This window comes from Pseudomonas sp. Sample_10 (genome assembly GCF_004321495.1).
Taxonomy (GTDB): domain Bacteria; phylum Pseudomonadota; class Gammaproteobacteria; order Pseudomonadales; family Pseudomonadaceae; genus Aquipseudomonas.
In genome coordinates this window covers 1-4271 of record NZ_RCOE01000288.1, presented here as the reverse complement: position 1 = coordinate 4271, position 4271 = coordinate 1, and the positions used below count along the sequence as shown (strand labels likewise).

The 4271-nt window shown below is 59.7% G+C and carries 5 protein-coding genes; 1 reads left to right on the top strand and 4 read right to left on the bottom strand.

What is annotated here, in order from left to right:
* Window positions 1-629: MFS transporter (locus tag D8U18_RS27170; RefSeq protein WP_131109098.1), on the top strand; the 629-nt coding region annotated here is incomplete at its 5' end.
* Here D8U18_RS27170 and D8U18_RS27165 read toward each other — a convergent pair.
* From D8U18_RS27165 to D8U18_RS29160, 4 genes are all read right to left on the bottom strand, one after another.
* On the bottom strand, window positions 605-1273 hold the full coding sequence (locus tag D8U18_RS27165) for a gamma-glutamylcyclotransferase (protein ID WP_056854088.1): 669 nt from the start codon (window positions 1271-1273) through the stop codon (window positions 605-607). The genes D8U18_RS27170 and D8U18_RS27165 overlap by 25 nt on opposite strands.
* A gap of 328 nt (window positions 1274-1601) precedes the next feature.
* The gene (locus tag D8U18_RS27160) at window positions 1602-2570 is read right to left on the bottom strand and encodes a CDP-6-deoxy-delta-3,4-glucoseen reductase (RefSeq protein WP_056854089.1); all 969 of its coding nucleotides are present in this window, start codon (window positions 2568-2570) and stop codon (window positions 1602-1604) included.
* Window positions 2570-4036 (bottom strand): 4-hydroxy-3-polyprenylbenzoate decarboxylase, encoded by a 1467-nt coding sequence (gene ubiD / locus D8U18_RS27155; protein WP_131109096.1) that lies wholly within the window; start codon window positions 4034-4036, stop codon window positions 2570-2572. Before ubiD ends, D8U18_RS27160 begins: the two co-directional genes overlap by 1 nt.
* 154 nt (window positions 4037-4190) lie before the next feature.
* The coding region (locus tag D8U18_RS29160) for a hypothetical protein (RefSeq protein ID WP_241664360.1) at window positions 4191-4271 on the bottom strand (81 nt) is incomplete at its 5' end.

The window sequence follows — 4271 nt, the reverse complement described above, 5'->3', positions numbered from 1 at the left end:
CCAAGGAAATCTTCGTCAAATACGTGCTGCGCAACAAAATGCTCTGGTACATCGCCCTGGCCAACGTCTTCGTCTATCTGCTGCGCTACGGCGTATTGGACTGGGCGCCGACCTACCTCAAGGAAGCCAAGGGTTTCACCGTAGACAAGACGTCCTGGGCGTACTTCTTCTACGAGTGGGCGGGTATCCCGGGCACGCTGCTGTGCGGCTGGATGTCGGACAAGATTTTCCGTGGCAACCGTGGCCTGACCGGCATGGTGTTCATGGCGCTGGTGACCGTGGCGACCCTGGTGTACTGGTTGAATCCGGCCGGCAACCCGACGGTCGACATGATCGCCCTGGTGTCCATCGGCTTCCTGATCTACGGCCCGGTCATGCTGATCGGCTTGCAGGCGCTGGAGCTGGCGCCGAAGAAAGCCGCCGGTACGGCAGCGGGTTTCACCGGTTTGTTCGGTTACCTGGGGGGTTCGGTCGCGGCCAGTGCAGCGATGGGCTACACCGTGGACCACTTCGGTTGGGACGGCGGTTTCGTCCTGCTGATCGGCGCCTGCCTGCTGGCGATGGCTTTCCTTGCGCCAACGCTGTGGCACAAGCAAGTCGCCAGTCAGAGCCGCGAAGCACTCGCCTGATCGGCCTTTGATTTACAGCGCTTGAGCCGCGCCTCCAGATTCCGGTCTGGCATGGCGTGGCTACGCAGGGCGTGAGCGGTCTGCTCGACATAATCGCGAGTGGTGCCGTAACGCCCGCAAGCGTTTTCAAACACATGGCTCAGCACATGATCCGGCAAGTTGCCGGCATAACTGGGCAGGTGCCGCTCCAGAACGAATCCCAATGCCTGAACCTGGTTGCCGTCTTCGAGTCGGCAGTTGAGCCAGTGTGGACGATAAGACGGGAACGGCATCTCACGTTGCCAAAGCGCATATAGTGACGCTTCAAGTTGCTCTTCAGGCAGACGATAAGCAAAGCCGCTGCAAGAGCCGCCGCGATCCAGGCCGAATACCAGTCCCGGCATCTCCGGTGTGCCACGATGTTCGTGGGACCACAGGTACAACCCCCGGTGGTAACCATGGACCCGCCCGCGAACGCGCTCGACAGCCGTGCACTCAGGGCGCCAGATCAGTGACCCATAGGCGAACAGCCATACAGGCCCACCCTTGTGGCGCGCCATGGTCGTTTGCATTGAGCTGAGTAATTGTTCGTGAGTGAGCTGCGGCCCCAGATCGAGCTGCGGCGGATAAGCCAGATTCAGAAATGAAGATTCTATGGCGCTCATGGCGAATAGCGTTCAGCTCCCCGCGAGTGAAGTATTACTTTATAGAACGCACCGTTGTAACAATAAGGCACATATGTTTTAAGGCAATTTAGGTGCCATGGCACAGTTATTAATTAACTGGCTGGATTAGATATAACGTACCGGCATTTATATTATTTTATAAATACCGATCCGCTATATACAGAGTTATAACCACCTGTGTAGGAGCGAGCCTGCTCGCGATGGTCGTTAGTGATTACGCGGGAAGTCAGGCTGCCCACGGCGCTCTTAAGAACATCGCGAGCAGGCTCCCCCTACAGGGATGTTTGGTTATCTTCAGAGATTGGAGTCAAGAGCGTGGAGCGTAGGCAAATACGTCTGCGCGCATCTGATGGGCGTCCATGCCCGCCTCGACCAGCGCATCCAGCGTGCCGTAGACCATGGCCGGCGAACCACTGGCGTACACGTGCAAAGTCTTGAGATCGGGGAAGTCTTCGCACACGGCCTCATGCAACATGCCGCAGCGTCCCTGCCAGCCGCCTTGATCGCTGACGACTTTGTGCAGGAACAGGTTGGGTAGCTTCAGCCACTCGTCCCAATGTTCGATTTCATAGAAGTCTTCAGGACGGCGCACGCCCCAATACAAATGCACGGGGTGCTTGAAGCCTTCGGCGCGACAGTGTTCGATCAGGCCATGGACCTGGCCCATGCCGGTACCCGCGGCAATCAACACCAGAGGACCGTCCGGCAGCTCGGCCAGGTGCGTGTCGCCGAACGGCATGTCGATCCGCACCATCGTGTTGCCTTGCAGCTGCTTGATCAGGTTTATTGCACTGGCTTCGCGCGCCAGTACGTGGATTTCCAGATCGCGCCCACCGGAGGGTGCCGAAGCCAGGGAGAAAGATGATTTCTCGCCATTGTCCCGATGGATCATCAAGTACTGGCCGGCGTGATAACGCGGAGGTTTACCCGCCGGCGCCCGCAGCCGCACTCGCCAGGTATCACCACCGACCTCGGTGCAACTGGTGACCTGACACGACAGGGTGCGCACCGGCAATTCTCCCAGCGCGAGCACGCCATCCCACAGCACGATGCAGTCTTCGAGCGGCTCTGCAATGCAAGTGTAGAACTCGCCATGATCGCGCACATCGCCCGCCTGTTCGACGCGCCCTTCCACCAGCAGCGCAGCGCACACATGGCAGTTGCCGTTGCGACAGCTTTGCGGGCACTCATAGCCCAGACGACGTGCGCCATCGAGAATCCGCTCGCCGGGCAGGATCTCGAGCACCGCTCCGGAGGGCTGCAAAGTTACACGCATCAATCTATTCCTAACTGATTCCAGATGGCATCGATCCGTTGGGTCACGGCATCGTCCTTGACGATCACCCGGCCCCACTCACGCGTGGTTTCGCCCGGCCATTTATGCGTGGCATCGAGCCCCATTTTCGACCCCAGGCCGGACACCGGCGAGGCGAAGTCGAGGTAGTCGATCGGCGTGTTCTCGATCATCACCGTGTCGCGCTTGGGGTCCATGCGCGTGGTGATGGCCCAGATCACGTCGTTCCAGTCCCGTGCGTTGATATCGTCGTCAGTGACGATAACGAACTTGGTGTACATGAACTGTCGCAAAAACGACCAGACACCGAGCATTACCCGCTTGGCATGCCCCGGATACGACTTCTTCATGGTCACGACGGCCATGCGGTACGAGCAGCCTTCTGGCGGCAGGTAGAAATCGGTGATCTCCGGGAACTGCTTCTGCAGGATCGGCACGAACACTTCGTTCAGCGCCACGCCGAGAATCGCCGGCTCATCCGGCGGACGGCCGGTGTAAGTGCTGTGATAGATAGGTTTGACCCTGTGGGTGATGCGCTCGACGGTGAACACCGGGAAGCTGTCGACTTCGTTGTAGTAGCCGGTGTGGTCGCCGTACGGGCCTTCATCGGCCATCTCGCCCGGATGGATCACGCCTTCAAGGATGATCTCGGCGGTGGCCGGCACTTGCAGGTCGTTGCCCCGGCATTTCACCAGTTCGGTGCGGTTGCCGCGCAGCAGGCCGGCGAAAGCGTATTCGGAGAGACTGTCGGGCACCGGGGTCACGGCGCCGAGAATGGTCGCCGGGTCAGCGCCCAGCGCCACGGCCACCGGGAACGGTTGCCCCGGATGCTTCTCGCACCATTCGCGGTAATCCAGCGCGCCGCCACGGTGGCTGAGCCAACGCATGATGACTTTGTTGCGACCGATCACTTGCTGACGGTAGATCCCGAGGTTCTGCCGGTCCTTGTTCGGACCTTTGGTAACGGTCAGGCCCCAGGTGATCAGCGGCGCCACGTCGCCCGGCCAGCAGGTCTGCACCGGCAGTGTCGAGAGATCGACGTCATCGCCTTCGATGACCACTTCCTGGCAGATCGCATCTTTGACGACCTTGGGCGCCATCGAGATGATCTTGCGGAAGATCGGCAGTTTGGACCAGGCGTCTTTCAGCCCTTTCGGCGGCTCGGGTTCCTTGAGGAACGCCAGCAACTTGCCGATTTCGCGCAGTTCGCTGACCGCTTCGGCGCCCATGCCCAACGCAACGCGCTCGGGGGTGCCGAACAGGTTGCCGAGCACCGGAATGTCATAACCGACAGGCTTTTCAAACAGCAGGGCCGGGCCTTTGGCGCGCAAGGTGCGGTCACAGACCTCGGTCATTTCGAGCACTGGGGACACCGGAATCTGGATGCGCTTGAGCTCGCCGCGCTGTTCCAGCCCGCTGATAAAGTCGCGCAAGTCGCGATACTGCATGCGTAAGCCTCGTGTTGGCCGTGGCGTTCGGGGCAGGCAGTTTAGCGCCGAACCCCTCTATTCAGAACCACGAACTGCCGGTTCATCAAAAATCAGATAGCAAAAAGCCGGGTTTCCCCGGCTCTGGTGCCCTGTATGGCACAACCTGCTCGACTTACTTGCGTTTCATCGACAGGAAGAACTCATCGTTGGTCTTGGTCGTTTTCAGCTTGTCGACCAGGAACTCGATGGCAGC